Here is a 26,576-nt window from a genome sequence, read left to right as displayed (position 1 = left end):
AACGTGCTGAAAGCGTAGAAGTCACCCGTCCGACACCACATTGGGCACGGTCACCCAAGATGCGTGCCGGCTGTTGTCCGCCGGGCACAGGGTCTGTCTCGGACCGGTTACGACCTGTTGACCGCCCGGCAAAGTGCATGGATCATCCCGGCATGTCCGGTGGTTTCAGCACGGAAACGCTCACCGGTTCGGCGACGGTCCGCGTCCAGCGCACGCGCATCCTCTCCGAGCTCCTCGATCATCTAGCCGACCTCGCCGACACGGCCGTTCAGACGATGCGGACCGAGATCCCCGCCTACGCGGCTCAGGACGAGAACTTCCTCGCCGACGTACGCGACCAGGTGGTCCGCCATTACCGCAGCAAGCTGGCCGTGATGCTCGAAGACCGCACGGTCACCGTCGACGACATCGCCTTCGCGCGCCGGGCCGCCATGCGGCGGGCCAGGGCCGGGCTCGCCCTGGCCGACTACATCAACGCCTTCCGCGTCGGCCAGCGGGTCTTCTGGGGGTCGGTGCTGGAGCGGGCCGGCCACTCGGCCGCCGGCCACGAGGCCGCCCTCTCTCTGGCGGGCCCGATCATGCGTTACTGCGACTTCGCCAGTACGCACGCGGCCAACGCGTACATGGAGTTCCAGCACTACGCCGCGGCGGAGGCCGTACACGAGAGCAGGGACCTGCTGGAGACCCTGCTGGCCGGCGGCGCGCCCACGCGCGGCGGGCAACTGGCCGCGGCCCAGGCGTACGGTCTGGGGTCCGACACCCGCTCGCCCCTGCTGGTGGTGATCGCGGTCCTGCTCGGGCCGCGCGCGCTCGTGATCGGCGGGAACCCGGACTCCGACCGCGGCGTGGACGCGCGGCACGCGGCCTGCGCGGCCCTGTCCAGGGCCGGGGCGAACGGCGCGCGGACGCTGTCGGTCGTGCGGCAGTCGGAGATCGTCGCCATCCCCGCGCTCGGCCCCGGCGGCGACCCCGAGGAGCTGTGCGAGCGGCTGCAGGCCGTGCGCGAGAGCCTCATGGGCGAGGGGATCGTGCTGGCGATGGGCGTCAGCACGGTCGTCGCCGGGACGGCCGGGATCCCGCAGGCGTACGACGAGGCCCGTACCGTGCTGGAGTTCCTGCCGGAGGACGGCGGTGTGGCGGCGCTCCCCCGGCTCTCGCCGTTCCAGTACTTGGCGCTGAGGGCCGACGACACCGCCCGCCATCTGGTGGATCCGCGGATCACCGCGCTCCTGTCCGAGGACCGGGCGCGCGGCGGCGTGCTCACCGCCACGATCCGCGCCTTCGCCGCCGCCGACCTCAACCTGCGCGCCTCGGCCGAGCGGCTGCAGATCCACCCCAACACCGCTCAGTACCGCCTGCGCCGCATCCAGGAGCGCACCGGTCGCAGCCTGCGCCGGATCAGCGACCTGCTCGACCTGCTCGTGGCCATCGCCCTCCACGACTCCCTGCCACTCACCCCCAAGCAGCCGCCCAACACCAACCACGGGGGGCAAAGACTGGCCACCGTGACCGATGAGCGACGTGGGAGCGGGGACGTACGGTCGTTCCATGAATCTCGCTGACCGGCTCCACACCGTCGCCGATCGGCTCGGCGGGAGGACGGTTGTCACGCTCGACGACGAGGCGCTCACCTACGGCGCGCTCGACCTGATGAGCGCCCGCGTCGCCGCCCTGCTGCGGCTGCGCGGGATCGGCGCGGGCGACCGGGTGGCGATCATGCTGCCGAACGTTCCGGAGTTCGCCGTCGTCTACTACGGGGTGCTGCGGATCGGGGCAGTCGTCGTTCCGCTGGATCCGCTGCTGCGCAGGAGGGAGATCGCCGCGTACGTCGGTGACTGCGGGGCCTGCCTGCTGATCGCCTGGCACGCCTTCGCGGAGACCGCCGAGGCGGGCACCGCCGGCACCCTGACCGACTGCTTCTTCGTCGTGCCGGGCGAGTTCCAGCGGCTGCTGCGCGGCCTGGCCGCCGAGCACGACGTCACCGCGCGCGCGGACGGCGAGACGGCGGTCATCCACTACACCTCCGGCACGACCGGCCGGGCCAAGGGCGTCGAGCTGACCCACGGCAACCTCGGCGGCAACGCCGCGGCCGTCGCCCGCATGCACGCGCTCGGGGTGGACGACGTCGTGCTCGGGGCACTGCCGCTCTACCACTCCTTCGGGCAGACCTGCTCGCTCAACGCCACCGTCCAGGCCGGCGCGCGCCTCACGCTGCTACCTCGCTTCGAGGCGGGCCGGGCGCTGGAGGTCATCCGGCGGGACGGCGTCACGGTCTTCCAAGGCGTGCCGACCATGTACATCGCGCTGCTCGACCATCCGGGCGCCTCCGACATGTCACTGCTGCGCATCCTGGTCTCCGGCGGGGCGGCGCTGCCGCTGGACGTGCTGCGGGCGTACGAGACGCGGTTCGGCTGCTCGATCGTGGAGGGCTACGGGCTCAGCGAGACCTCGCCCGTCGCCTCGTCCAACCGGGGCCGCAACGGCACCCGGCCGGGGTCGATCGGCCGCCCGATCAAGGACGTCCAGATGAAGGTGGTCGACGAGGACGGCGGCGAGGCGCCGACCGGCCACATCGGCGAGATCGTCGTCCGGGGCCCCAACGTGATGAAGGGCTACTGGAACAATCCGGCCGCCACCGCTGAGGCGATCCGCGACGGCTGGTTCCACACCGGCGACCTCGGCCGGGTCGACGAGGACGGGTTCTTCTTCCTGGTCGACCGCCGCCGCGACGTGATCATCCGGGGCGGCTACACCGTCTACCCGCGCGAGGTGGAGGAGGTCCTGTACGAGCATCCCGCCGTACGGCAGGCGGCGGTCATCGGGGTCCCCCACCCGGAGCTCGGGGAGGAGATCGCGGCCGTGGTGACGCTGCGCGCGCCGGTCGAGGCCGACGAGCTGCGGGCCTTCGTCAGGGAGCGGGTGGCGGCGTACAAGTATCCCCGGCACGTCACCTTCGCCGACGAGCTGCCCATGAGCCCCACCGGCAAGGTCCTCAAGCGCGCCATCGAGACGTTGACTCGCCACCGGTAGTAGAACTACGTTCTGGATACCGGCTGGTCGGTTAGGAAGGTGGCTTCATGCGGGTGCGGGACAAGGTCGTCGTCGTCACGGGGGCGGCGAGCGGGATCGGCCGGGCCATGGCGCTCAGGTTCGCCGCCGAGGGGGCGGCCGGAGTGGTGGTCGCCGATCTCGACGAGGCGGGCGCGGGCGCGGTGGCGAAGGAGATCGGCGACCGGGCCATGGCCGTACGGACCGACGTGTCGGTGGAGGCCGAGGTAGCCGCGCTGGCGGAGACGCCCTTCGGCCCGCCCGATCTGTTCTGTTCCAACGCGGGCGTCATCGCCGGGCACGGGCTGGAGGCCACCGACCAGGAGTGGGACAGCCTGTGGTCGGTCAACCTGCGGGCCCACGTGTACGCCGCGCGAGCGGTCGTGCCCGGCATGGTCGAGCGGGGCGGCGGCTACCTGCTCAACACCTGCTCGGCGGCCGGACTGATCAGCTGCCCCGGCGACGCGCCCTACGCGGTGACCAAGGCGGCGGCCATCTCCTTCGCCGAGTGGGTCTCGATCCACTACGCGACCAAGGGCGTCAAGGTCAGCGTGCTGTGCCCGCAGGGCGTACGGACCGCCATGCTGGAGCGCGGCGTCGCGGAGGACCACCTGACGGCCCGCGCGGTCGGCGCGTCCGGGGCGATCCTCGACCCGGCCGACGTGGCAGGGACGGTGGTCGAGGGGCTGGCGGCGGAGCGGTTCCACATCTTCCCGCACCCCGAGGTGGCCGACTTCGCCCGCCGCAAAGCCGACGATCCCGACCGGTGGCTGGCCGGGATGGCGCGGTTCGTGGACTCACTGTCATGAAGGGGGACGCTGACATGAGGGCAGCGCGACAGGCTTGGCGGCGGCTGGAGCCGGTGCACGGCATGATCTACTTCGTCCCCGAGGGCCGGAAGCGGTACGCCGCGCTGGGGCTGAACGCCCGCTCCGGTTACTTCGCCTCGCGCGGGGCGGCGCTCGGCCGCGCCTCCGCCGAGCTGGTCATCGCGACCTTCTACAACTTCCACCCCGGCCTCGTACGGAAGGCGCTGCCCGCCGCCTGGGACCTGGCGACGCCCGAGCAGGTGCTGGCCGCGCGGTACGAGGCGGCCGACGAGGCCCTGCGCCGGGCGGGCATCCACGAGCAGCCCGAGCTGGAAACGGTCCTCGAGCTGGCCCGGCGCGCCGCCGAGGCCGCCTGCGAGCATCCGCAGGGCCGCCCGCTGTTCGCCGCGCACGCCGCGCTGGCCTGGCCGGACGACCCGCTGCTCCAGCTGTGGCACGCGCAGACGCTGCTGCGCGAGTTCCGTGGCGACGGGCACATCAGCATGCTGGTCGCCGAGGGCGTCGGGCCGCTGGACGCGCTCGTGCTGCACGCCGCCAGCGGGGAGGTCCCGGTGGACTTCCTCAAGCTGAGCCGGGCCTGGCCGGAGCCGGAGTGGGCAGCGGCCGGGGAACGCCTGCGCGAACGCGGTCTCCTCGACGGCCACACGCTCAGCGCCGAGGGCAAGACGCTGCGCCAGCACATCGAGGCCCGCACCGACGCGCTGGCCCTGCCCGCCTACTCGGCGCTGGGCGAGGAGGGCTGCGAACGCCTCGCCGAGCTGGCCCGCCCCTTCGGCCGGGCCATCGTCGACGCGGGCCTCCTCACCCCGGCCTGACCTCATCACCCCTTGGGATCACCCCTTGGGCAGGCCGGTGGCCGGGTCGATCGTGGTGGTGAAGACGTCGCCGTTGCCCGGCGCCTCGCCGCCGGTCGGCGTGCCGTAGGTCAGGCCGGAGACGGCCACCTGCCCCGACGGGGTGGCGGCGGCGTACAGGTTGACCTCGGAGAACGGGTCGACGCCGTCGTCACGGGCGGTGCCGAGCTGGGCGGCGGCCTGCTGCTTCCCCTTACCGTCCAGCCGGACCGTCAGGACGTCGGCCGCGCCCGCCACCACGCCCACCCGGCCCCGGGTGTATCCGGCCAGCGCGACCGCGCCCCCGGTCAGCGGCACCACGGCGGCGCCCTCGTCGGCGGCCGGGGTGGCGACGGTGGCCTGCCAGCGCTGCTTGCCCGCGCCCGTGTACGCCGCCGCGACCAGATCACCGCCGACGCCCCCGGTGGCGACCGCGAGGCCCGCCGTGGTGATGGCTACCGCGTTCAGCCGGTCGTCACCGGTGCCGCCCACCGCGGTGGCCCACTTCCGGGCCCCGTTCGGGTCGTAGGCGGCGAGCCAGCCGTCGAGCCCGCCGAGCGCGGTCGTCCCCGGCAAAGCCGAGGTCGCGCTGCCCGTCACGTACAGGTTCGTCCCGTCCGAAGCCACTCCGTACGCCTTGTCCTCGCCCACCCCACCGTACTGGCGGACCCAGGAGACCGCGCCGTCGGCGGACAGGCGGGCGACCAGCGCGTCCTTGTCCCCGCTGTTGGCCCCGTCGAGGGCGCCCTTGGTGTAGCCGGCCACGTAGGCGCCGCCGTCAGGGGCGGCGGCCAGGCCGTAGAGGCGGTCGGCCACGCCGGGCGCGCCGAACTGGGTGAGCCAGCGGACCGCGCCCTTCGCGTCGAGCCGGACCACGAACGCGTCGTCCGTGGCGTTGCCCGCGTGGTGACCGTCCAGGTCGCCCTTGGTGTAGCCGGCCGCGAGGACGCCGCCGTCGGGCAGCGCCGCGACTCCGTACAACCGCTCGTCGGCGGCGGTGCCGAGCTGCCTGGTCCAGCCGTCCGCGCCGCCGCGGACCAGCACCGCGTCGAGGCGGCCCGCGTACGGCTGGCCGCCGACGGGTCCGCTCGCCGCGAACCCGGTGGTCAGCGAGCCGTCGGCGTGGGCCGCGACGCCACCGGCCCAATCCTGGGCGGCCGTGCCGTACAGCGGGGCGGGCAGCCCGGCCGGCGGCGTGACGCTCAGCCCCGGGCCGAGCTCGGCCATCGCCTGCTCGAACGCGGACGCCCAGACGGTCCAGTCGTGGCCGCCGTCGAGCACGCGCAGCTGCGCCGAGATCGCGGGCGAGCGCCGGGCCGCGTTGTAGAGCGCGGCGGACTCGAAGTCGAGGTCGTGCTGGGCGTCGGCGGGGTCGGGGTTGGCGTACTCGTCGTCGCCGACGGCCACGAACAGCCGTACGGGCAGGTCCTGGTCGAGCTTGGGGAGCAGGGCGGGGTAGTTCGACTCCCGGTACACCGCGTCGGCGAACTTCTCGCCGCCCTGGCCGAAGGCGCCGTAGTCGCGTGTGGAGGAGTCGCCCGGCGGCAGCGGCGTATAAACGGCCGGGCTGAGCACGATGGCGCTGCCGAACAGGTCCTGGTGGGCCAGCGCGAAGCGCAGCGCGCCCGAGCCGCCCATGGAGTAGCCGCCGACCATGCGGGCCTGGCGGATCGGCGCCGTGCGGTACGTCGCGTCCACGTGGGCGACCAGGTCGCGGGTCAGCGCGGTCTCGACCGGCCGTCCTGGCAGGTCGGAGCCGGTGTAGCGGGAGTCCACGTACCAGCTGCCGCGCTCGCTCCACGGCGCGTCGGGCATGACGGCGATGAGCGGCGGTATCCGCCGGGTCCGGATCATCGCGTCGAGCGTGTCCTTGACCCGGGTCCACGCCTGCATCGTGTCGCCGCGCCCGTGCAGCAGGTACAGCACCGGGTAGCGATCGGCGCCCTTGGCGTAGCCGTACGGCAGATACAGGTTGTAGGCGATGTTCTCCCCCAGCGCCGCCGAGGGCGCGGCGGCCGCGGTGATCGTCCCGGTCCGGTCGGCCCGCACGCGCGCCTCTCCCGGTACGGCCAGCAGGACGACGAGGGCGAGGGCTATGAGCGCACCGACACCGCTCCATCGAGATAAGGGCATCGGTCGCTCCCTGTAAACGTTTACCGAACAATCTGTCCGGTGGTGCAGGAGAGTTTCCTGGTGGCCTTTGATCCGTGTCAAGTATTCAAATGATCACATGTCGTAATTCTTGCGATTTGCCAGTGAAATGACCTCTAGGCTGAGCCGAGATAAGCCCTCCATTACCGCGACGACCTGGGGACCCCTGATGACCGAGGACGCGAACAACGACGTCATGGAACAGCTCAGCCGCATAGACACCTCGGTGGCTCATCCGGCGCGCGTCTTCGACTACTGGCTGGGCGGCAAGGACCACTACGCCGCCGACCGCGAGACGGGCGAGCAGATCCTCCAGGTCATGCCGGAGCTGGCCATCATCGCCCGCGCCGAGCGGGAGTTCCTGGCCCGCGTGGTGCGGCACCTGGTCGTGGAGGAGGGGGTTCGCCAGTTCCTCGACATCGGTACCGGCATCCCGTCGGCCGACAACACCCACGAGGTGGCCCAGGCCGCCGCGCCCGAGGCGCGCATCGTGTACGTCGACAACGACCCGATCGTCCTGGCCCACGCCCGCGCGCTGCTGCGCGGCACCGACGAGGGCCTGACCACGTACATCGACGCCGACCTGCGCGACCCGGAGACGATCCTGGAACACGCGGCCAAGGCGCTGGACTTCACCCAGCCGGTCGGGCTGATGCTGCTGGGCGTGGTGGAGTTCGTGCCGGACGACGAACAGGCGTACACGGTCGTCGCCGAGCTGATGCGGGCGCTCCCCTCGGGCAGCTATCTGACCGTCGCCTCCAGCGTGAGCAGCCCGGCCATGGACCGCGCCGCGGCCATCTGGAACGACAGCGGCGCCACGCCCATCACGATCCGTACGATCGAGCAGCTCATGGAGTTCTACAAGGGGATGGAACTGGTCGAGCCGGGCATGGTGTCGCTGCCGAAGTGGCGCCCCGAGCCGACCACCCAATATCGCGGCCAGGAAGTGTCGCAATATGGCGCTGTCGGCCGCAAATCCTGACCTTCCACCAAGCCTTTCAGACAGTTGCTTGACCGACACTCGGCGATCAGCATGATGAGCTCGCACGCTTGACTATTCTCCTGGTGAAGCTTTGACAACTGCAGGATCAGAACCAGGGGTGAACATGAGTGACGCAGCGGGGGCCTCACGTTCGTCCGGACGTCCCAAGCGGGCACGTGACGTCGGCGAGGTCGGCGAGCCGGAGCTCCGGCAGCTGCTGGCCGGCCTGACCGCGGTCCGCGACGGCGACTTCGGCACCCGGCTGCCGGACGACGCCGACGGGCTGCTCGGGGAGATCGCCTCCGTCTTCAACGGCATGGTCGACCAGCTCTCGCTGTTCACCTCCGAGGTGACCCGCGTCTCCCGCGAGGTCGGCACCGAGGGGCGGCTCGGCGGGCAGGCCGAGGTGCCGGCCGTGTCCGGCACCTGGAAGGACCTCACGGAGTCCGTCAACGCCATGGCGGGCAACCTCACCGACCAGGTACGCAGCATCGCCCAGGTGACCACGGCCGTGGCCCGGGGCGACCTGTCGCAGAAGATCACCGTGGCGGCTCGCGGCGAGATCCTGGAGCTGAAGAACACCGTCAACACGATGGTCGACCAGCTGTCCTCCTTCGCCGACGAGGTCACCAGGGTGGCCCGCGAGGTCGGCACCGAGGGCGAGCTGGGCGGCCAGGCCGACGTCAAGGGCGTGGCGGGCACCTGGCGGGACCTGACCGACTCGGTGAACTTCATGGCCGGCAACCTCACCGCCCAGGTCCGCAACATCTCGCAGGTGGCCACCGCCGTGGCGCGCGGCGACCTGTCGCAGAAGATCACCGTCGCCGCCCGAGGCGAGATCCTGGAGCTCAAGAACACCCTCAACACCATGGTCGACCAGCTGTCCTCCTTCGCCGACGAGGTCACCAGGGTGGCCCGCGAGGTCGGCACCGACGGACGGCTCGGCGGGCAGGCCGACGTAAAGGGCGTCTCCGGCACCTGGAAGGACCTCACGGAGTCGGTCAACGTCATGGCCGACAACCTCACCGCCCAGGTACGCAGCATCGCCGAGGTCACCACCGCCGTGGCCAAGGGCGACCTGTCGCAGAAGATCCGGGTGGACGCCCGAGGCGAGATCCTGGAGCTGAAGGAGACCATCAACACGATGGTCGACCAGCTCTCCGCGTTCGCCGACGAGGTCACCAGGGTCGCCCGCGAGGTCGGCACCGAGGGCAACCTGGGCGGCCAGGGCACGGTTCGTGGCGTGTCGGGCACCTGGAAGGACCTGACCGACAACGTCAACGTCATGGCCTCCAACCTGACCAACCAGGTACGCAGCATCGCCCAGGTCGCCACCGCCGTGGCCAAGGGCGACCTGTCGCAGAAGATCACCGTCGAGGCCAAGGGCGAGGTCGCCGCGCTCGCCGAGACCATCAACACGATGGTGGACACCCTGTCCGCCTTCGCCGACGAGGTCACGCGCGTCGCCCGCGAGGTCGGCACCGAAGGCCAGCTCGGCGGCCAGGCCCGGGTCCCGAACGTGGCGGGCACCTGGAAGAACCTCACCGACAACGTGAACTCGATGGCCGACAACCTGACCAACCAGGTACGCAGCATCGCCCAGGTGACCACGGCGGTGGCCAAGGGCGACCTGACCCGCAAGATCGACGTCGACGCCCGCGGCGAGATCCTGGAGCTCAAGACCACCATCAACACGATGGTCGACCAGCTGTCCTCCTTCGCCGCGGAGGTCACCAGGGTGGCCCGCGAGGTCGGCAGCGAAGGGCGATTGGGCGGCCAGGCCGAGGTCGAAGGGGTCTCCGGCACCTGGAAGCGGCTGACGGAGAACGTCAACGAGCTGGCCGGCAACCTCACCCGCCAGGTCCGCGCCATCGCCGCGGTGACCAGCGCGGTCACCTCGGGCGACCTGACGCGCTCCATCACCGTCGACGCGGAAGGCGAGCTCGCCGACCTCAAGGACAACATCAACTCGATGGTGGAGTCGCTGCGCGAGACCACCCGGGCCAACGAGGAGCAGGACTGGCTCAAGTCCAACCTGGCCCGCATGTCCGGGCTGATGCAGGGGCATCGCGACCTGGCCACGGTCGCCGAGCTGGTGATGGACGAGCTGGCACCTCTGGTCTCGGCTCAATACGGCGCCTTCTTCCTGGCCGAGGAGACCGAGCTGCAGCTCATCAGCGCGTACGGCTTCGCCGCCGACCCCGAGCGGCCGATCCGGTTCCGCATCGGTGAGGCGCTGGTCGGCCAGGCGGCGCGCACCCACAAGACCATCGCCATGACCGACATCCCGGCCGACTACATCACTGTCTCCTCCGGGCTCGGCCGCACGGCCCCCGTCTCGGTGATCGTGCTGCCGATCGTGGCCGAGGAGCAGGTGCTCGGCGTCATCGAGCTGGCCTCGGTCTACGCCTTCACCCCGGTCCACCGGGCGTTCCTCGACCAGCTGATGGAGACCATCGGCGTCAACCTCAACACCATCGTCGCCAACGCCCGCACCGACGAGCTGCTGGTGGAGTCGCAGCGGCTCACCGTCGAGCTGCAGACCCGCTCGGCGGAGCTGCAGAACCAGCAGGAGGAGCTCCAGCGCTCCAACGCGGAGCTGGAGGAGAAGGCGACGCTGCTGGCCACCCAGAACCGCGACATCGAGACCAAGAACCTGGAGATCGAGCAGGCCAGGCAGGAGCTGGAGGAGCGGGCCCAGCAGCTCTCGCTGGCCTCCAAGTACAAGAGTGAGTTCCTGGCCAACATGAGCCACGAGCTGCGCACCCCGCTCAACTCCCTGCTCATCCTGGCCCAGCTGCTCGCCCAGAACCACACCCGCAACCTCACGGCCAAGCAGGTCGAATACGCGGGCATCATCCATTCGGCCGGCTCCGACCTGCTGCAGCTGATCAACGACATCCTCGACCTGTCCAAGGTCGAGGCCGGCAAGATGGACATCAACCCCGAACGCGTGTCGCTGCGCCAGCTGCTCGACTACGTCGAGGCCACCTTCCGGCCGATGACCACGCAGAAGAGCCTGGACTTCCTGATCACCACCATGCCGGGCGTGCCGACCGAGCTGCTCACCGACGACTCGCGGCTGCGCCAGGTGCTGCGCAACCTGCTCTCCAACGCGGTCAAGTTCACCGAGACGGGCAGCGTCGAGCTACGGATCGAACCGGCCAGCCCGGCCGAGCTGCCCGTTCCCGCGCGCCCGCACGGCGCGGCCGTGGCCCTGCGGGTCATCGACACCGGCATCGGCATCCCCGAGCAGCAGCTGGAGGTGATCTTCGGCGCGTTCCAGCAGGCCGACGGCACCACCAGCCGCAAGTACGGCGGCACCGGGCTGGGCCTGTCGATCAGCCGCGAGATCGCCTACCTGCTCGGCGGCGGCATCACCGCGCAGAGCACTCCGGGACAGGGCAGTGTCTTCACGCTCTACCTGCCGATCGCGCGCCCCGACTTCGAGGACTACTCCACCCCCGAGACCAGGCCGCTGCCGTCCGCCGCCAAGCAGAGCCTGCCCGCCGCGCCCGTGGTGCCGCAGCAACGGCGGCTCCTGATCATCGAGGAGCGGCAGCGCGGGCTGCTGTCCCTGGTCGCCGAGAGCGTCGTGACCGACCTGGCCAACACCCGCGACCTGGCCCACCTCCACGGGACCGTCGAGGTGGTCACCGCCGCGGGTGCGGAGGAGGCCGCCGCCACGCTCGCCGCCGAGCCGTGCCACTGCATCGTCCTCGACATCGACATGCCCGATATGGCGGCGTACGGCCTGCTGGAGGCCATGGACGGCGACCCCGCGCTCCAGCAGGTGCCGGTCCTGGCCTACAACAACTGGCGCACCAACCCGCAGCAGGAGGCGACCCTTCAGGCCCGCGCCAGCAACCGGCCGCTGGAGCTGCTCTCCAGCCTCGACGAGCTGCGCGAGCGCATCGCCCTGCACCTGACCGCCGACCAGCCGAGCGACGTGCTCCCCCTGGTCCGCCCGGCCAACGTGGGCGTGCCCGCCGGGCGGGAGGTCGACGACACGCTGGCCGGGCGTACGGTGCTGGTGGTCGACGACGACGCCAGGAACCTGTTCGCGCTCACCAGCATGCTGGAGATTCACGGCATGAACGTGCTGCACGCGGAGAACGGCCGCAAGGGCATCGACATGCTCATCGCCCACCCGGAGACCGACCTCATCCTGATGGACGTGATGATGCCGGAGATGGATGGCTATGCCGCCACGGAGGCGATCCGGGCCATGCCTCAATACGTCGGCCTGCCCATCATCGCGGTGACGGCCAAGGCCATGCCGGGCGACCAGGAGAAGTCGCTCGCGGCGGGAGCGAGCGACTACGTCACCAAGCCGGTCGACTCCGACCATCTCATCGAGGTGATCCAGCGCTGGATGACCTCCTAGCGCAGTCCCCCGGGCAAGCCCGTGTCCATCCCCAGGAGTCCCACCTTGCAACCAGCACAGCAGCCCGGCACCGCCCATGCGGAGGCTTCAGCCGATGACGCGAACGTCGGGCGGCTGGCCGCCACGATCGACCGGCTGCGCAAGGAGATCCAGGACGCCCACCTGGCCGCCGACGGACGCGCCTTGATCGAGCTGGCCAAGGGCGTCCTGGTCGAGCGGCTGCGCTGCGGCCCCGCCCAAGCCGCCCGCCAGCTCACCACGCTCGCCGAGCAGGCCGGGATGTCGCAGCTGGAGCTGGCCTCGGTCATCATCGACCAGGCGGCGCAGGACCGCATCAGCGAGACGGCCGGCGAGTTCCTGCGCTTGGCGACGACGGACCACGACCGTGCGCGCCACTCCGTCTCCCTGCGGCTGCGCGCCGCCGAGAGCGGCGCGCTCGGCGCGAGCGACACCCAGGCGGTCGCCGAGTCGCTCCTGGAGCACGCGCTGGTGCCGCTCGGCGCGACGACGGTCGCCGTGTGGGCCGCCGGTCCCGACGCCTCGCTCAGCCTGGCCGGCTACGCGGGGCTCAGCGCCGAGGAGGCCATGCGGTGGCGGTACGTCCCTCCGGGGGTGGCCACCCCGGCTCGTCAGGCTCTCTCGGAGCGCCGGACCGTCTGGTTCCCGGCCCTGCGCGAGGCCGGGCTGCCCACCATCGGGCACCGGCCGACGGCCGAGGGCGGGCGGGTGACGGTGCCCGCCGGTACGGGCGGCCGCATCCTGGGTGTCCTGGAGATCGGCTGGCCGCATGACCTGGAGCCGCAGCCGCCGCAGATAGAGCGGCAGATCGAGGCGCTGGCGGACCTGTGCGCCCATACCCTGGACACGTTCGCGCCGGACGGGCCCGTGTCGCCCGACCCGGCCTTCTCCGAGCTCGTCGACCTGGCCGACGGACTGCACGATCCCGCCCTGGTGCTCTGCCCGCACCTCGACAGCCGCGGCAGACTGACCGATTTCCGCATCGTGCACGCCAACGGCCGGTTCGCCGACCCGGCCGGGCGCCCGCACCACCGGGTCACCGGGGCGCTGCTGCTGGAGGCGTACCCGCTGGCGGCCGAGAACGGCGGCCTGTTCGCCAAGGTCGAGCACGTACACGCGACCGGCGAGCCGTTCCGCACCGACCGCATGACCCTCGACACCCTGGTGGACCAGGTACGGCTGAGCACCGAGGCCGGCGTCAGCGCCACCCGCCACGGCGACTGCGTGCTGCTCATCTGGCGGCCGCAGGACGAACGGGCGCGGCTGGCCGGCATCCTGCAGCACGCCCAGCGCCTGGGCCGCATCGGCGGCTTCGAGGAGAACGCGCTCACCGGCCGGGTCACCTGGAACGACCAGCTCTTCGCCCTGTACGGCCTGTCTCCCGGCGACGAGCCGATCCCCCTCGAACGGCTGCGCGAGCACGCCCATCCCGACGACGAGACCGGTATCGGCCGGTTCCTGCGCACCGTGCTGCACCATCGGCGCTCGGCTTCGACGGCGTTCCGGCTTCAGCGGCCCGACGGGATCGCCCGGCACATCCGCGTGGTGGCGGAGCCGGTTTTCGGAGCCGACGACCGGTTGCTGGCCGTACGCGGTGCTTATCAGGACATTTCCTCACAGCACTGGACCGAGGTGGCGCTCGCCGCGACCCGCGACCAGCTCGCCCACAGCGAGCAGCAGACCGCCGAGCGCAACCGCCTCGCCCTGCAACTGCAGCGGGCCATCATGCCGTCGACGCACGCGACGACGGACGCCTTCGGGCTGCGGATCGCCGTCCGCTACCGGCCCGCCGAGGAGGAACACCTGGTCGGCGGCGACTGGTACGACGCCGTCGTACTGCCGTCCAAGCACGTGCTCCTGTCCGTGGGCGACGTGGCCGGACACGGCATCCAGGCGGCCACCGGCATGGTCGTGCTGCGCAACGCCCTGCGCGGCCTGGCCGCCACCGGCGCGGGGCCCGGCCAGCTGCTGACCTGGCTCAACCTGGTCGCCCACCACCTCACCGACAGCGTGACCGCGACCGCGATCTGCGGCCTGTACGACCCGCGGACCAAGGTCCTGCGCTGGGCCCGCGCCGGGCACCTGCCGCCGCTCCTGGTCCGGGGGACGAACGCGTCGGAGCTGCCGATGGTCCAGGGACTGCTGCTCGGCGCGGTGTCGGAGGCGGCGTACGAGGAGGGGCAACTGCAGCTCGAAGCCGGCGACACCCTGATGATGTACACGGACGGGCTCATCGAACGCCGGGACCGCGCCCTGCAGCACGCCCAGAACCACCTGCTGGTCATCGCCGGGCAGCCGGCTCGTACCCTCGACCTGCGGCTGGACCACCTGCTGACGCACTGCAACTCCGACACCGACGACGACACGTGCCTGATCGGTGTCGAGTTGCGGTGACGCCTGTGGTGGCGCCTGTGGTGACGCCGCTTCGGCCGGCGCGATGTGGCGCCGGCCGAAGCGGTGCGGCCGCGGACCTCAGTCCGACAGGCCCTTGCGCAGGTCGTCGAGGACCTTGCGCAGGATGCGCGAGACGTGCATCTGCGAGATCCCGAACTCCGCGGCGATCTCGGCCTGCGTCATGTTGCCGTAGAAGCGCAGCAACAGGATCTTCTTCTCCCGTACGGGCAGCGCGTCGATGAGCGGCTTGACGGCGTGCTTGTCGACCAGGGAGTCGAGCGATTCGTCGTGTTCGGGGATGACGTCGCCGAGGGAGGCGGAGTCGTCGTCGACACCCGTCGGGGCGTCGAGCGAGAGCGTGCTGTAGGCCGCCGAGGCGTCCATCGTGAGCAGCACGTCCTCCTGGGAGATCTTCATCTTCTCGGCCAGCTCGGCGACCGTGGGGGCGCGCCCGAGGGTCTGGCTGAGGTCGGAGACGAGCTTGTTGAGCTCGGAGCGGCGCTCCTGGTAGACGCGCGGCACCCGGATGGCCCAGGTACGGTCCCGGAAGTGGCGCTTGACCTCGCCGGTCATGGTGACGACCGCGTAGCCCCTGAAGTCGTGGCCGAGCTCGGCGTCGAAGCCGTTGATCGCCTTCATGAGGCCGACGTAGGCGGCTTGGCGCAGGTCTTCGATGGGCTCGCCGCGGTAGCGGTAGCGGCGGGTGATGTCGTTGGCCAGCCACTCGTGCATTGCTACGAGACGCTCGCGGATCCGTACCCTGTCGAGCTCGGAGGTCTCCGGCTTGACCATTTCGACCAGGAGTTGTTCGGCGGTCATCTCGTCGAGCACGAGTGCCTGAGGCTGAGCGTGAGCCTGCTGGACGGTCATTCCTGCTCCTCATATCTACTGCAGGCGGTCCCGTCCAAAGACAAAAGCCCAGACAGAGACACGCCTCGATAACACGAGACGAAGCCCTCTGCTGGACTTCGCTTTCATTATCTCCTCTTTTCCGGAGATGTCACGCCCGCAGGATAACAAAAAGGTCACGCATCTCGCGGGCGATCCCTCAGCCGCGCTCCCAGAAGGCCTCCGGCAGCGCCTCGATCTCGACCACGGCCTGTTCGAGGTTCGCGGCGAACGGCAACAGCGCCTGGTAGACCGGCTCACCGCCCTCGGCGAGCCGGCGGATGACCTCGGCGTTCATCCGCGCCCGGTCGACCACCTCGGAGCGGAACGCCGTACGGTCGCCCTCGTAGCCGTAGGCGTCGAGCAGCAGGTGCAGCCGCCGGGAGCGATCCTCGAACGCCGTGAACCCCTGCTCCGTGACGACCCGCCGAGCGTGCAGCGGAACCCACGTCAACGCGCTGTAGGCCAGATCGCGCTCCCGCGAGGACGGCCCGGCGGTGTCCCAGTCGACGAACCCGACCAGGTCGTCCTCCTGCCATACCGCGTTGTAAGGAGAGGCGTCGTGGTGCCCGATGACCAGCCCCGGCCGCCAGGGACGCCCGGTGAACCAGACCGCGTCCGGCTCGGGCACGAACGTCGCCGTCGCGTCGTGCAGCCGCCGCATCCAGGCCCCGACCTGCTTGAGCGCGCTGTCCGACCAGGGCCACGCGGGCCAGGGAGCCTGCTCCCCGATCGTGTCGCCCGGGAGGTAGGTCAGCACCTCGCGCCCTCGCTCGTCGAACCCGAGGACCCGCGGCGCCCCCTCGAACCCGGCCGCCTCCAGATGGTTCAGCACGGTGTGAACGGTGCGCGTCCAGGGGTTGGCGGGCCGATGGACGGTATCGCCGATGCGTACGCCGCCGACATGTCTGCCACCCGGCAGGGGCTGCTCGTCCATGACGCCGTTTCTACTCCCGGCCCGCCGGTCGCCGCACCTGGTTTTCCGGCCTGGCCGGGGACGAGCCTGGTCAACTGGTCCGCGTATCTCGTCCCAGCTCGTCATGGCAGGGACCATAGAGATCACTACCGACACAAACCCCCCACCCCGCGGAAACGGGGGCTCGCGCGGACAATTACCATGATCGTGGTAAAAATGTCCCGTGTCGTCCGATAAACCTTTATCCATGGCCAGTCAACCGCCCGGCAACCTTTCGCCGACCACCTCTCCGGGCTCGCCGGCGTTCGGGACGCCCGGCCCCTCGCCGTCGCTGGTAAGCCCGTGTCCGCACGTCCCCGCGTGCCCGCCGCCCCTGTGCCTCCCGTCGCGGCTACGCGCGCAGCCGGTGCAGGCCTCACTGGCCAAGTCCGCGCCACTGCTCGAGGACACCGACGGCCCCGCGAAAGGCTACGAGACCGACGCGGGGTACGTGCGGAAGTTCGCCGGCACCATGGACGACTCGGCCACCGGCGTGGACACCGTCAAGCAGTGGACTCCTCGCTTCGAGGGCTGGAATCTGGCCCCCATGGCCGGAGTGCCCATTGTCGGGCTGATGTTCGTCAACCGGTTGAACACCATCGCCGACACCTGGCGGGACAGCGCGGGCATCCTCTCCGAAGTGCTGCGCACCGACAGCGGCAAGATTGACAAAGCCGCGGACAACTACGTCGCCGCCGCGCGGGCCAGCACCGCCGAGTGAGGAGAGATTCGCGATGTCGACTCCGTCTGGAGAACCGCCGAAGCTGATCGTGCCGGGCAGCACCACCCCTGTGGCCAATCAGCAGCTCTATATCTCCAACGCCAGCGGCACCGTACAGCGGACCGTCACAGTCGCTCCCAAGCCGCGCACCGACCCCGGCTTCTACAAGCGGCTGATCACGGAGCTGAATCCGCTGCGCCAGTCCAACAGGGCCGCGATGGCTGTTTCGGGGCTCGGCGTCGCCGCGCTCGCGCTGGACGTGGCGGCCACCCTCAACCTGGGCAACCCGTTCCTGTTCTACGATCGGCGTGAGCAGTGGAAGAGCATGGCCGGACTGCTGGAAGGCAGCCGGTCCGACTTGTGGCGTGCCTTTTTTGATGACATCTCCCCCAACTGGAAGGGTCAAGCGAGGGATACGCTCCAGCAGTACGTCCGCTTTAACGTCAACGGCTTGTACGGCCAGCTTGGCAAGATCACTGACGAGATGAGCGGCGCCATGCACGGCCAGTACAAAGAGGTACTGGAGTACGACCTGTCGGTGTTCGGGCTCTACGCCACTTCGGCCCCCATACTGCGCGCCGTCGCCGCCATGAGCGCACACCCGGTGGGGAGGGTCGCCCTGATGACCCAGGTCGGCCTGTTCATGAGCGCGGCAGGAAATCTGGTCAAGCAGTTCGCCGACGTGTACAACTCCTACGAGGGCACCCTCAACAAGCTCGAACTCAAGCTCAACGATCTGAGGGGCGCCTTCTACCGGTCCGGCAACCCGGCGCTGGGGCCACGCGATCTCCACCTCACTCCTGCGATCGCGGACCCCACCCAGCTGGAAAACTACTGGGTTCCCATGTCGAAGGAAGCCTCATGAGGCGTGTCGAGGCGTTCGCCGGGGGTCGGCAGGACGACGTCGACGGACTGCTGCGCGAGACGGACGGCTGGGCGCGCACCCTGGCCGGGGCGCTGGGCGAGTTGGAGGAGGAACGGCTGGCGGGCGCCGACCCGTCCGAGGTCGTCCGCGCCGAGGTGTCCGGCACTGGCCGCCTGCGCGGGTTGTCCATCGACCCGCGCGGGCTGCGCGGCCTGGACCACGTCCAGCTCGCCCAGGCCGTTTGTGAGGCGATCGCCGCGGCCCACCTCGCGATGGGGGAGCGGCTGACTCAGGTCGTCCAGGATCTGACGGGACAAGCGCCTGACACCGCGAGCGCAGAGGGCGCCGCCGACCCGCTCGACGGCCACATCCGCAACGTGCTGCGAGGAGAGTGAGCGATGGAGGGCATGGAGGAGGCGCAGGCGCGGCTGGAGGCGTTGATCGCCGCCGCCGAGCAGGCGGAGGCGAGGGTGGAGGAGTGGAGTGCCGCCGAGTTCGCCGGCGTGGCCGACGAGGGTGGGATTGTGGCCGTCACCGACGCGCTCGGCACCATCACGCGGTTGGAGATCTCCCCGCGGAGCAGGAGGCGACTGGACGCGACGGGCTTGGCCGCCGCCATCCTCGCGGCGATCACGACAGCCGAGGAGGCCGCGGCGGCCTCCAGGGACGCGCTGCTAGGGAGTTTGCCCGCCGCTTCGGGCACGATCGCCTAGCCCTTCACCTGCGCTTTGAGATTCTTGAGCTTGCGCCGGCTCGCCGTCCTGCGGGGGCGGCCTACGCCGTCCCCGCCAGGAGCCGCCGGGTGCGGACCGGCGCCGAAGGGGGCAGCTCGGCGAGGATGTCGGCGAGGGTGACCCCGGCAAGGCTGCCTCGCCATGCCTCGTGCGCGTCGGCCATCTTCTCGGCGAGGACGCAGGTGCGGCGGCAGTCCTCGGCAGGCAGCGCGCCCCGTCCTCGCCGGCGGATCTCACGGCACTCGTACGGAGGGGACGTGCCGTCGACGGCCTCGACGATCCGCAGGAGCGTAATCTCGGAAGGGGGCAGCGCGAGCCGGAACCCGCCTCGCGGACCTGTGGTCGCGCCCAGCAGGCCGGCCCTGACAAGTGCCTTCAGCTGCTTGGTGAGATAGGGCGCCGGAAGGTCGTAGTACTGCGCGAGCTGTGCCGCCGACGCACTGGCTCCCGCATCGAGCTGCGCCAGCGTCGTGGCGCAGTGCAGAACCCATTCAGTGCTCACCGGCAGCTTCACGCCTCCGAGCCTATCGCAGATATTATGGACCTGTTTAGTCCGTGATAGCGTCTCGCGGGTCAGCCAGAGAAAGAGAGATCATCATGCGGATCGCGATCGCCGGTGCGACCGGGAACATCGGGGCCCTCACCGTCGCCGCCCTCGAACGCGGCGGGCACGAGGTCGTGCGGATCAGCCGCTCGCTGGGCGTGGACCTGGTGACCGGCGACGGCCTCGACGACGCGCTGGCCGGCGTCGAGGCGGTCGTCGACGTCACCAACGGACCGGCGACCGACGAGGCCGAGACGGTGGCCTACTTCGGCACCGCCACGCGAAACCTGCTCGCCGCCGAGGAACGAGCCGGCGTCCGTCACCATGTGCTGCTCTCGATCGTCGGGATCCATGGCATCGAGGGCAACGCTCACTACGCCGGCAAGCGGGAGCAGGAGCGCCTCGTGTCCGAGGGAGCGGTGCCGTGGACGATCGTCCCGGCCACGCAGTTCCACGACTTCGCCGCGCTGCTGACGAGCTGGACCGAGCAGGACGGTGTCGCGACGATCCCGCCGCTGCTCGTACAGCCGATCGCGCCCGCGGACGTGGCCGACATCCTCGCCGAGATCGCGGCGGGCGAGCCGCGGGGACGTTACGTCGACGTCGCCGGTCCCGACCCACAGGACCTGGTGGACATGGCCCGGCGCACCAACGAGGCGCGCGGCCGTACGGTGAAGCTCGTGCCCACGTGGTCGGCGGCACTCGGCCCGGAGGCGGCCGGCAACGCGCTGCTGCCCGGCAAGGACGCCCGCATCGCGCCGACCACCTTCGACGAGTGGCTCGCGCAACAGCGCTAGCCCGGCGGGGCAAGACGGATGATCTGGTCGCGGAGGGCATCATCAAGGGCCGCATTGAGAAACCCGTTGTCGATGCCATGATCACAGCCCAGCACGATCGACACCCGGACAGGTGGCCCTTCCGCGTATCCGAACAGGAGATCGAACCAGTCGGCCGGGTTGCAGCTGATCTCATTAAGGATCTCCTTCCCCCCAGCGTCCAGGGCGTTCAGCGTTTCCGCCAGAGATCCTGCCGTCCGACTGCCGTGCTCACGCCGCGGAGCCCTCTCACCAGCCCCGGTCGCACGCCTGCACACCAGGACGGAGATGGGCTCGTCGGGCACCATCCGCTCGTCCTGCCCCCGGCGCTCGCCGGGCATCTGGCAGGGGTCGTCGGGGTGCACGAGCCGCCATGTTCCGGTCCGGTAGGCGGCGGTGAGGCTCCGGCCTACGTACGAGCGGGATTGGACCGTGCCGTTCGTGGTCCGGACGCAGCCGTTGGCCTCCTCGGCGCTGCCCACCCAGAGCCCTCCGCCGCCAGGGTAGGCGAACCGGATGAGGTAGTTGGTCATCGGGCCGCCCATCAGCGTGCATATGACATCGCGCTCCTCCGTGCTGACCGGAAGGTAGCCGAGGTCGCGGGCCATGGCCTCGGCGTCCCCGGTCAGGGTCCGCGTTCCGGCCAGCCGCTCGCCGCCCATGCGGGTGTTGTCGCCCGGGTACGCGCAGATCATCGCGGTGACCGGCCTGCCGGGTACGAGGTAATCTCCGGCCTCGTCGATCTGCCCGGCGGCAGGCACCCAGCCACCGGCGTGGTGGCCTCCCCACTGTCGCGGGCACGACGTCGGGACGGTTGGCGGGCTGCTCGCCGAGGATGTTGTCAGGACGGTGACCGCGCAGATCGCTGTGACGACGACGGCCACGTGACGGAGATTCACAAAGGTGAGACGTCACCTGCCCGCCGACCGGTTCAGGCGTTACCAGGGTGCCACTCCGGCGGGGTCGAAGAACGCGCCGGTGGGCCCGTCGGCGCCGAGCAGCGCGGCTCGTACGATCGGGGCCGCGCCTTCCTGGACGGTCTGGGTCCCACTGAAGCCGTTGAGATCGGTGGCGGTGTAGCCGGGGTCGACCACGTTGACCCGCAGCTCGGGGCAGAGCCTCGCGTACTGGACGGTCAGCATGGCGAGCGCGGCCTTGGAGGCGGTGTAGGCCAAGGCGGGCACCTTGGACTCGATGCGCTCGGGGTCGTGGACCCGGGAGAACGAACCGAGGCCGCTGCCGACGTTGACCACGACTCCATGCCCGCCGCGCAGCAGCAGCGGCAGGAACGCGTGGGTCACCCGGACGACGCCCACGACATTGGTGTTCAGGACGGTCTCCAGGTCCGCCCCGGTGAACTCGCTCGCCGGAGGCGCACCACCGGCGATGCCCGCATTGTTGACCAGGACGTCCAGGCCGCCCTGCTCCTTGTCCACGAGTTCCGCGGCCGCCTGGACCGACGCCTCGTCGGTGACGTCGATGAGCAGCGGCAACGCGCCCAGCTCCTTCGCCGCCCGCCGGGCGTTGTCCTCGTTGCGTGCGCCGATGTAGACGGTATGGCCCGCTGCGACGAGTTGGCGGGCGGTCTCGAAGCCGAGGCCCTTGTTGGCCCCGGTGATCACTGTTGTTGTCATGACTCCAGCCTCACACCGTCGTCGCAGGTCGTACCAGCGAAGGGTCTTCCTGGGAACACCCGTACCAGGCACGAGCGGCGGGGTGGTGCGACGATGAGGGGGTGAGTGGCAACGGCGAACTGGCGACGATCCTGCGAGTCTGGCGCGAGCGACTGCCCCCCGCACAGGCGGGCCTGCCCGCCAACGGACAACGGCGCACGCGGGGCCTGCGGCGCGAGGAGCTCGCGATGCTGGCGGGCGTGTCGGCCGACTACATCGTGCGCCTTGAGCAGGGCCGCGCCTCGACGCCGTCGGCGCAGGTGTGCGCCGCGCTGGCGCGGGCGCTGCAACTGGACGACGCCGAACAGACCCATCTCTTCCTGCTGGCCGGCCACGCGGTCGGCAGCGGGCGGATCGGCCAGTTGATCCCGGCGAGCGTACGCAGGCTGCTGAACCGGCTCGATGACCACCCGATCGCCGTGTACGACGCGATGTGGACGCTCATCCTCTGGAACCGGCCATGGGCGGCGCTGATGGGCGACCCGTCGGCCCTCGACGAGCAGGAACGCCATGTGCTCTGGCTCGCCTTCACCGGCCAGCCGCACCGGATCATCATGACACCCGCCGAGTGGACGGACTTCGAGCGCTCGATGGTCGCCGACCTCCGGCGGACCGCCGCCCGCTATCCCGACGACCCGCGGCTGCACGCGTTCGTCCAGCAGCTCCGCGAACACAGCGACTCCTTCCGCACGCTGTGGGACGCCCATCTGGTCTCCGACCGCCACCAGGCAACCAAGAGCGTCGACCACCCCGAGGTGGGCAGAATCGACCTGGACTGCGACATCCTCACCAGCCAGCACGGCGACCTGCGGATCGTGATCTACACGGCGCAGCCGGGCAGCGAATCGGAGACCAAACTCGCCCTGCTCGGCACCATCGGCACCCAGACCATGACCCCCGGCTAGCCTCTTACCCTCCTCCAGGACAGGACGGGCCCACTCCGCAAGGATCTTGACCCGTGGTCATGGCCGCGGACAAGATGCGCGACGCCCACGCAAGGAGGCCGAACGACCGAACTCGGGGCCGAATCGGATCACAATCGATTTGATCAATAAAACGCCTATATACCGGTAATTCGATACTCTCGCTCTCCGCCGGAACCGTCGAAGGTGTGGAGTGACGTGGAAGAGCAGATTTCCGAGGTGCCGACCTGCTACAGGCACTCCAAGAGCGAGACCTATGTCCGCTGCACGCGCTGCGACCGCTACATTTGCCCTGACTGTATGCGGGACGCGGCCGTGGGTCATCAGTGCGTCGAATGCGTACGTGAGGGCAACAAGTCGGTACGGCAGGCCAGGACCGTCTTCGGTGGCAAAGTGTCCGCCGTTCCGGTGGTCACCTACGCTCTGATCGTCATCATCGTCCTGGCCTACGCCGGGGAAATCGCCATGCCCTCGCTCGTGGACCGGCTGGACGGCCTGGGCATCGGACTGCTGGGCGCGGACGGACAGTACTACGTTTACGAGAGCGACACCGGCCTGACGCCCATTGGTGTGGCCGCCGGCGAGTGGTATCGGCTCATCACGGCCAATTTCCTGCACCTGCAACCCACTGAGGGCGGTTTCGGCATCCTGCACATCGTCTTCAACCTGTACTGGTTGTGGACCCTGGGCCGGGCGGTCGAGGAGATGCTGGGCAGGCTGCGCTTCGTCGGGCTCTACCTGCTGGCGGCCGTGGGCAGTTCGGTCTTTGAGTACCTCATCTCCCCTGACACGGAAGCGGTCGGCGCGTCGGGAGCGATCTTCGGGTTGGCGGCTGCGTACTTCGTTTTCAGCCGGCGGCTTGGCCACGACCCGCTCGGGGGCGGTCGGCTCATGATGTTCTTCCTGATCTGGCTGGTGATCTCGGCCGGGTTCACCTCCTGGGAGGGACATCTCGGTGGGCTCATCGTGGGTGGCGCCACCGCGCTCGCTCTGGCTTATCTGCCGCGCAAATACCACCTTGCCGCGATGGGTGCGATGCTCGTTCTGCTCGCTGTCTTGGTGGCGGTGAAGACCCACGACCTCGGCTTGTTCTGGCCCAGCGGCAGTTCATTGAATCAAGGCGATGTGGAAGCGTATGTGCGGGGGCTTCCAGGTGAAGTAGCCAGGCAATGACGAAGTCCAAGCCGTGCCCACAAGGGGCCCACCCGACCGGGCAGGCCCCCGCCGGTCCGACTAGAAGTCGAACTCTCCCTTGGACATCCCATCCCGGAAGGCATCCCATTCAGCCTGCGTGTAGACCAGGACAGGACCTTCCGGATGCCGACTGTGCCGCACCCCTACGCGTCCACCGCTCAGGGGGGCGACCTCGACGCAGTTGCCTCCATTACCGCCGCTGGCCGTCGCCTTTCGCCAGGCAGCGGTGACCAACTCCCTATCGGTCATGACTTTCCATCACCCTCTGAATGATCTTCTCGGTCTCGTAGATGGGCTGCGCAAGAGCGGACAGCACCTCCCATCGCTCGCCTAGCTTCCGGATCATTTCTGTCTGGTGCGTAACCTCGCCGCTCTCGGCGCTGTCGATGTAGCCAGTCTGCGTACCGTCGTCAGTGTCGGCTATCGCGAATGCGCTAACCAATCCAGCCGTAGCCCCTGATGCCAGGGGAATCACCCGAACCGTAATGCATGGACGGGCCATCAGAGCAAGCAGATTTGCCAGCTGCGCTCTCATCACCTCACGTCCGCCGACCTCCCGCCGCAAGACGCTCTCATCCAGGATGACGGAGAGGGTAGGCGGAGAGACCCGAGACAAGATCGCCTGGCGTTGGAGCCGAACCTTGACCTCCTCTTCTACGTCGGCGGGTAGGGCCCCCGGTTCGCCCTGAAAGACCGCCTTGGCGTAGTCGGCGGTCTGGAGGAGGCCGGGGATCAACGCCAGTTCGTAGACCCGGATGAATCGCGCCGCTTGCTCGGCTGCCGGCCATTTCCTGAACCACTTCTGGCCCAAGCCTCTGATCGGGGGCAGCAGCTCCAGCAGCTCGCCATGCAGCCCCAATGCCTTTTCGAGCTGCCGGGTGAACGGTTCGGTGGGCAGCCGGGTGCCTCGCTCAACCGCGCCTATCAAACTCTCACTGCAGGGAAGGAGCGGTGCGAGACGGGCGTGAGTGAGATCCTTTGCTGTTCGATACTTCAGCATTCGGGCCCGATATTCCTCGCTGGCGTTTCTCGCAGCTTTATTCCCATCTTCCGACATGTCACACCCTTTCACCGCCGCGTGCACACCCGTACGCACAAAGACAACCACAGGTTGTGAAGCTTTTGGAGGGGGATTCCGGAAGACATCCGCATTGACCATGGCCATGCTTGTGACCTGTAACCGCACAATCGCAAGAGATCCGTACGTTCCGAGGTGGCCATGCGAGCAGCTGTGTCTAACCCCCCGTACGCAGGTGTCAAGGTATGGACGACGGGCGAGACGGAATCCCGCCGGATTCCCTCGTTGGCCCGCCGAGAACTCGTGGAATGGGTGGGCCCGGACCATCCCACCCTTCTCGACCTTCAGGAAATAGCCTCAGAACTGCTCACCAACGCCATCATTCACGCGAACGCCATATGGGTCCGAATGCACCTAACCCCCGAGTCGGGGTTTTGGCGATTGACCATCACCGACCCCGGCAACTCCGGCGAAACTCCACGCGCGCGCCGGCCTCGACCGAACGAGACCGGAGGCCGCGGACTCCTGGTCGTGGACGCCCTCACCAACGGCCAATGGGATACCCACCGCAGTCCGGTTGGCGAGCGCGTCGTGTGGGCGCTGCTGCCTCGCTAGACCTCCCCACGGTCGGTACGACGGTGCCTCTACCTGCCGTGGGGTGCAGACCTCCCTTGCCCCCAGGGAGGAGAAGGCCCCCAGACGCGCATCCGCCGCAGCGTTCCGTCTGAGGGCCTTTCCCAGCCGCCCGCGTCGTAACTCGAGGACGGAGCCCCCATTTTGACCTTGACCCCCAGGTCAGCCTTTAGCGTCGCGGTCACTCACCTGTGGACAGAGAGGACACTCATGGACGGCCTGGCAGGCAAGGGCGTGGTCATCACCGGAGGCGGCACGGGGATCGGCCGTGCCACGGCTCACCAGTTCGCCGCCGAGGGCGCGCGAGTGCTCGTGGTCGGTCGCACCGCCGCGCGTCTGGAGGAGACCGCTGCCGCGTACCCCTCGATCAGTACCTTCGTCGCGGACGGCGCGGCAGCCGATGGGCCCGAGCGCATCGTCGCGGCGGCGGTGGAGCGCCTGGGCAGGATCGATGTCCTGGTCAACAATGCCGCGATCACTCGGCCCGCCGCGCTCGGGACGATCGATCGCCACACCGCTGAAGAGCAGATCGCCACGAACCTCCTCACGCCCCTCTTCCTGGCCCAGGCCGCCCTGCCGTACCTGGCCGCCGCGAAGGGGACGATCGTGAATGTGTCCTCCAACCCGCCCTCGTACGGCTGGCCGGACAACTCCGTCTACGGATCGACCAAGGTCGCCCTCGACTTCCTGACGGCCACCTGGGCGGTCGAGCTCGCGCCCAAGGGTGTGCGGGTCGTGTCCGTGGCGCCTGGCATCACCGCCACGCCCGTGCTGGCGCACGCCGGGTTCACCCAGGAGCAGATCGCCGCCGCGGGCGAAGGACTTGTCGGACGCATTCCGCTCGGTCGCATCGCCCAGCCCGGTGAGATCGCCTGGTGGATCGTGAACGTGACGCGGCCCGAGGCCGGGTACCTCACCGGCACGGTGGTTCGCGTCGACGGCGGCCTCTCCGTGGCAGCGGGAGCATAAG

24 protein-coding genes are annotated in these 26,576 nt (G+C 69.7%); 16 read left to right on the top strand and 8 right to left on the bottom strand.

Features of this window, described 5'->3' with window-relative positions; translation table 11 throughout:
- Window positions 1–152: 152 nt before the first annotated feature.
- Genes ACGFJ2_RS07800 through ACGFJ2_RS07785 form a run of 4 tightly spaced genes read left to right on the top strand, consistent with a single transcriptional unit; the run spans window position 153 to window position 4,693 of the window.
- Window positions 153–1,562, top strand: a complete 1,410-nt coding sequence (locus ACGFJ2_RS07800; RefSeq protein WP_393465853.1) for a PucR family transcriptional regulator — start codon at window positions 153–155, stop codon at window positions 1,560–1,562.
- Entirely contained in the window at window positions 1,549–3,030 is a 1,482-nt protein-coding gene (locus ACGFJ2_RS07795; RefSeq protein ID WP_393465850.1) for a long-chain fatty acid--CoA ligase, read from the top strand. Before ACGFJ2_RS07800 ends, ACGFJ2_RS07795 begins: the two co-directional genes overlap by 14 nt.
- Window positions 3,031–3,077: 47 nt before the next feature.
- Window positions 3,078–3,857: an SDR family oxidoreductase gene (locus ACGFJ2_RS07790; RefSeq protein WP_393465848.1), complete on the top strand. Its 780-nt coding sequence runs from the start codon at window positions 3,078–3,080 to the stop codon at window positions 3,855–3,857.
- Between the two features lie 14 nt (window positions 3,858–3,871).
- Complete coding sequence (locus ACGFJ2_RS07785) at window positions 3,872–4,693, top strand: hypothetical protein (RefSeq protein WP_393465845.1); 822 nt, start codon at window positions 3,872–3,874, stop codon at window positions 4,691–4,693.
- Window positions 4,694–4,711: 18 nt separating this feature from the next.
- Here the strand turns inward: ACGFJ2_RS07785 and ACGFJ2_RS07780 are convergent, their stop codons facing one another.
- Window positions 4,712–6,844, bottom strand: a complete 2,133-nt coding sequence (locus tag ACGFJ2_RS07780; protein WP_393465843.1) for an alpha/beta hydrolase-fold protein — start codon at window positions 6,842–6,844, stop codon at window positions 4,712–4,714.
- Window positions 6,845–7,031: 187 nt separating this feature from the next.
- On the opposite strand from ACGFJ2_RS07780, the gene ACGFJ2_RS07775 reads away from it, so the two are divergent.
- The 3 genes from ACGFJ2_RS07775 (at window position 7,032) to ACGFJ2_RS07765 (ending at window position 14,643) form a co-directional block, all read left to right on the top strand.
- A complete protein-coding gene (locus ACGFJ2_RS07775) occupies window positions 7,032–7,844 on the top strand; it encodes an SAM-dependent methyltransferase (RefSeq protein WP_393465841.1) in 813 nt (270 codons plus the stop codon).
- A gap of 124 nt (window positions 7,845–7,968) precedes the next feature.
- The gene (locus tag ACGFJ2_RS07770) at window positions 7,969–12,231 is read left to right on the top strand and encodes a HAMP domain-containing protein (RefSeq protein WP_393465838.1); all 4,263 of its coding nucleotides are present in this window, start codon (window positions 7,969–7,971) and stop codon (window positions 12,229–12,231) included.
- Between the two features lie 45 nt (window positions 12,232–12,276).
- The gene (locus tag ACGFJ2_RS07765) at window positions 12,277–14,643 is read left to right on the top strand and encodes a SpoIIE family protein phosphatase (RefSeq protein WP_393465836.1); all 2,367 of its coding nucleotides are present in this window, start codon (window positions 12,277–12,279) and stop codon (window positions 14,641–14,643) included.
- Window positions 14,644–14,721: 78 nt separating this feature from the next.
- Here ACGFJ2_RS07765 and ACGFJ2_RS07760 read toward each other — a convergent pair whose 3' ends face one another.
- Together ACGFJ2_RS07760 and ACGFJ2_RS07755 are read right to left on the bottom strand one after the other, a co-directional pair.
- Window positions 14,722–15,513 (bottom strand): SigB/SigF/SigG family RNA polymerase sigma factor, encoded by a 792-nt coding sequence (locus tag ACGFJ2_RS07760; protein WP_357941879.1) that lies wholly within the window; start codon window positions 15,511–15,513, stop codon window positions 14,722–14,724.
- Between the two features lie 178 nt (window positions 15,514–15,691).
- Window positions 15,692–16,468: a phosphotransferase gene (locus ACGFJ2_RS07755; RefSeq protein WP_358177205.1), complete on the bottom strand. Its 777-nt coding sequence runs from the start codon at window positions 16,466–16,468 to the stop codon at window positions 15,692–15,694.
- 226 nt (window positions 16,469–16,694) lie between these two features.
- Here ACGFJ2_RS07755 and ACGFJ2_RS07750 point away from each other — a divergent pair, with 226 nt between their 5' ends.
- From ACGFJ2_RS07750 to ACGFJ2_RS07735, 4 genes are read left to right on the top strand one after another with little or no spacing between them, the layout of a single operon-like run.
- Complete coding sequence (locus tag ACGFJ2_RS07750; RefSeq protein ID WP_357941875.1) at window positions 16,695–17,207, top strand: hypothetical protein; 513 nt, start codon at window positions 16,695–16,697, stop codon at window positions 17,205–17,207.
- A gap of 49 nt (window positions 17,208–17,256) precedes the next feature.
- Entirely contained in the window at window positions 17,257–18,072 is an 816-nt protein-coding gene (locus ACGFJ2_RS07745) for a hypothetical protein (protein WP_393465832.1), read from the top strand.
- A complete protein-coding gene (locus ACGFJ2_RS07740; RefSeq protein WP_358177200.1) occupies window positions 18,069–18,467 on the top strand; it encodes a YbaB/EbfC family nucleoid-associated protein in 399 nt (132 codons plus the stop codon). Before ACGFJ2_RS07745 ends, ACGFJ2_RS07740 begins: the two co-directional genes overlap by 4 nt.
- 3 nt (window positions 18,468–18,470) lie before the next feature.
- A complete protein-coding gene (locus ACGFJ2_RS07735; protein WP_357941868.1) occupies window positions 18,471–18,785 on the top strand; it encodes a YbaB/EbfC family nucleoid-associated protein in 315 nt (104 codons plus the stop codon).
- Between the two features lie 61 nt (window positions 18,786–18,846).
- Here ACGFJ2_RS07735 and ACGFJ2_RS07730 read toward each other — a convergent pair whose 3' ends face one another.
- Window positions 18,847–19,320 (bottom strand): RrF2 family transcriptional regulator, encoded by a 474-nt coding sequence (locus tag ACGFJ2_RS07730; RefSeq protein WP_393465828.1) that lies wholly within the window; start codon window positions 19,318–19,320, stop codon window positions 18,847–18,849.
- 83 nt (window positions 19,321–19,403) lie between these two features.
- On the opposite strand from ACGFJ2_RS07730, the gene ACGFJ2_RS07725 reads away from it, so the two are divergent.
- On the top strand, window positions 19,404–20,147 hold the full coding sequence (locus tag ACGFJ2_RS07725) for an SDR family oxidoreductase (RefSeq protein ID WP_393465826.1): 744 nt from the start codon (window positions 19,404–19,406) through the stop codon (window positions 20,145–20,147).
- On the opposite strand, the gene ACGFJ2_RS07720 is transcribed toward ACGFJ2_RS07725, so the two are convergent.
- Both ACGFJ2_RS07720 and ACGFJ2_RS07715 read right to left on the bottom strand, forming a co-directional pair.
- Entirely contained in the window at window positions 20,144–21,049 is a 906-nt protein-coding gene (locus ACGFJ2_RS07720; RefSeq protein ID WP_393465823.1) for a hypothetical protein, read from the bottom strand. The genes ACGFJ2_RS07725 and ACGFJ2_RS07720 overlap by 4 nt on opposite strands.
- A gap of 54 nt (window positions 21,050–21,103) precedes the next feature.
- Entirely contained in the window at window positions 21,104–21,799 is a 696-nt protein-coding gene (locus tag ACGFJ2_RS07715; protein ID WP_357941860.1) for an SDR family NAD(P)-dependent oxidoreductase, read from the bottom strand.
- Window positions 21,800–21,900: 101 nt separating this feature from the next.
- On the opposite strand from ACGFJ2_RS07715, the gene ACGFJ2_RS07710 reads away from it, so the two are divergent.
- A complete protein-coding gene (locus ACGFJ2_RS07710) occupies window positions 21,901–22,743 on the top strand; it encodes a helix-turn-helix transcriptional regulator (protein WP_393465821.1) in 843 nt (280 codons plus the stop codon).
- Window positions 22,744–22,959: 216 nt separating this feature from the next.
- Complete coding sequence (locus ACGFJ2_RS07705; RefSeq protein ID WP_357941854.1) at window positions 22,960–23,934, top strand: rhomboid family intramembrane serine protease; 975 nt, start codon at window positions 22,960–22,962, stop codon at window positions 23,932–23,934.
- A gap of 60 nt (window positions 23,935–23,994) precedes the next feature.
- Here the strand turns inward: ACGFJ2_RS07705 and ACGFJ2_RS07700 are convergent, their stop codons facing one another.
- A complete protein-coding gene (locus ACGFJ2_RS07700; RefSeq protein WP_358177182.1) occupies window positions 23,995–24,204 on the bottom strand; it encodes a DUF397 domain-containing protein in 210 nt (69 codons plus the stop codon).
- Complete coding sequence (locus ACGFJ2_RS07695; RefSeq protein WP_393465817.1) at window positions 24,194–25,120, bottom strand: Scr1 family TA system antitoxin-like transcriptional regulator; 927 nt, start codon at window positions 25,118–25,120, stop codon at window positions 24,194–24,196. Before ACGFJ2_RS07695 ends, ACGFJ2_RS07700 begins: the two co-directional genes overlap by 11 nt.
- Before the next feature lie 54 nt (window positions 25,121–25,174).
- Between ACGFJ2_RS07695 and ACGFJ2_RS07690 the strand changes: the two genes are divergently transcribed.
- Window positions 25,175–25,588 carry an ATP-binding protein gene (locus ACGFJ2_RS07690; RefSeq protein ID WP_357941848.1) on the top strand — a complete coding sequence of 138 codons (414 nt, stop codon included), beginning with the start codon at window positions 25,175–25,177 and terminating at the stop codon, window positions 25,586–25,588.
- 228 nt (window positions 25,589–25,816) lie between these two features.
- On the top strand, window positions 25,817–26,575 hold the full coding sequence (locus ACGFJ2_RS07685; protein ID WP_358177177.1) for an SDR family oxidoreductase: 759 nt from the start codon (window positions 25,817–25,819) through the stop codon (window positions 26,573–26,575).
- Window position 26,576 lies beyond the last annotated feature (1 nt).

This window comes from Nonomuraea sp. NPDC049028 (assembly GCF_043197735.1).
Lineage (GTDB): Bacteria > Actinomycetota > Actinomycetes > Streptosporangiales > Streptosporangiaceae > Nonomuraea.
Note: the sequence above shows the minus strand (reverse complement) of the source record. Positions and strands in the feature narration are given on the sequence as shown.